Below are 1,329 nucleotides of genomic sequence, written 5' to 3'. Positions count from 1 at the left end.
TTTAACCGTCGTTTCGATCTTGCTGCTATGCTTCCCCGCCTCGCTGCTGCCGCTGCCCGGACTGGCAGCCGACCAGAGCGGTGGTTACGCCTAGCGGAAGATTGGCGCTAATCAGGTAAGATTATAAGTTACTCGGGTGCCTGCTCAGGTGAGGCATTCAGCAAGTCCCGCAAATTCCACGCGTGCTCTCTGACAAGGAGTTCACCTCTGATTACTGCTTGGCTGACGGCAGGTTGAGAAATCCCCAGCTCTTTGGCAAGGGCTGTCTCAGTCATGCCCAATTCACGTGTAGCCCAGAAGCAGAGCAGGGCCCGAGCTTGAACATGCCGTGGCTGCTTATCTGCTTTACGAACCTCATCTTCTTTAAGCCCCAGGATCTTAGCAACGACAGCGATAACGTGCTCGACATCGATGTGATCGCGATGGTACAGGCTCTTCTTTTCGATCTCCTCGGCTTCTACTTCGCTGAGAACCTCGTCGACAAAATCGCTGTCTCCGAGAATCCGCTCGTCGCTCTTGAGGAAGACGCCGTATTCCCTGGCGGCAATGACTTCATGCCAACTGCCGGCACTCCGGACTAACCCTCCTCCGGTCAGGTCTGGTCTTTGGCCTTGCGTGATCCCGTCAAAAACAAACGCCTCATACGCTTTCAAACTCTCTTTCCGTTCTCTTCCAAAGTGCTCCAGGATCTGCTTCGTTGGCATCCATGACTCCAACTTACAGTTCAAGCCGACCACGCAACTGTGACCACAGTACGGGTAGTGCCTGAGCTCTTCGTAAGAATTGACAATACCGGCACGTAACGGGTTGAGGTGGATGTAGCGAACCAGTTCAAGAAGGTAAGTGTCTTCCTGGCACAGGATAGATTTATAACGATTCTGAAAGAGATGCCCGTGTCGATGATGACGCAAGTTAAAGGTTGTAGCGTACCCTGTCAGCAGTTTCTGCATCACAACAGAAATAGGCACTTGCCCCGTCTCAAGAAGGAGGTGGAAATGGTTTGGTATAAAGGCCCACGCAAAGCAACGAGTAGAAGCTTTTGTGGTGATCTCCACCATACGATGGACAAAATCGTCTCGGTCAACATCGTCATGGAAGATGTCTCTCCGCTCAATGCCGCGGCAGATAATGTGGTGCAGCGCACCAGGCATGTCGAGTCGTGCCTGACGAGGCATGTCATCGCTCTCCATTTTGGTAGAAACTTATAATCTTACCTGATTAGCGCCAATCTTCCGCTAGGCGTAACCACCGCTCTGGTCGGCTGCCAGTCCGGGCAGCGGCAGCAGCGAGGCGGGGAAGCATAGCAGCAAGATCGAAACGACGGTTAAA

General features: G+C 52.9%; 1 protein-coding gene and 2 pseudogenes. 1 reads left to right on the top strand and 2 read right to left on the bottom strand.

Going from position 1 to position 1,329, the window contains the following annotated elements; all coding sequences use genetic code 11:
• A pseudogene (locus ACYVL5_RS23610) lies at positions 1 to 111 on the top strand (IS1595 family transposase); the annotation flags it as partial.
• A 17-nt stretch (positions 112 to 128) separates the two neighbouring features.
• On the opposite strand, the gene ACYVL5_RS23605 reads toward ACYVL5_RS23610, so the two are convergent.
• Both ACYVL5_RS23605 and ACYVL5_RS23600 read right to left on the bottom strand, forming a co-directional pair.
• Positions 129 to 1,175 carry a transposase gene (locus tag ACYVL5_RS23605; protein ID WP_460597992.1) on the bottom strand — a complete coding sequence of 349 codons (1,047 nt, stop codon included), beginning with the start codon at positions 1,173 to 1,175 and terminating at the stop codon, positions 129 to 131.
• A gap of 43 nt (positions 1,176 to 1,218) precedes the next feature.
• Positions 1,219 to 1,329 (bottom strand): annotated as a pseudogene (locus tag ACYVL5_RS23600) (IS1595 family transposase); the annotation flags it as partial.

It is taken from the genome of Geomonas sp. Red276, assembly GCF_054784495.1.
This window is presented reverse-complemented; position numbering and strand designations above follow the sequence as displayed.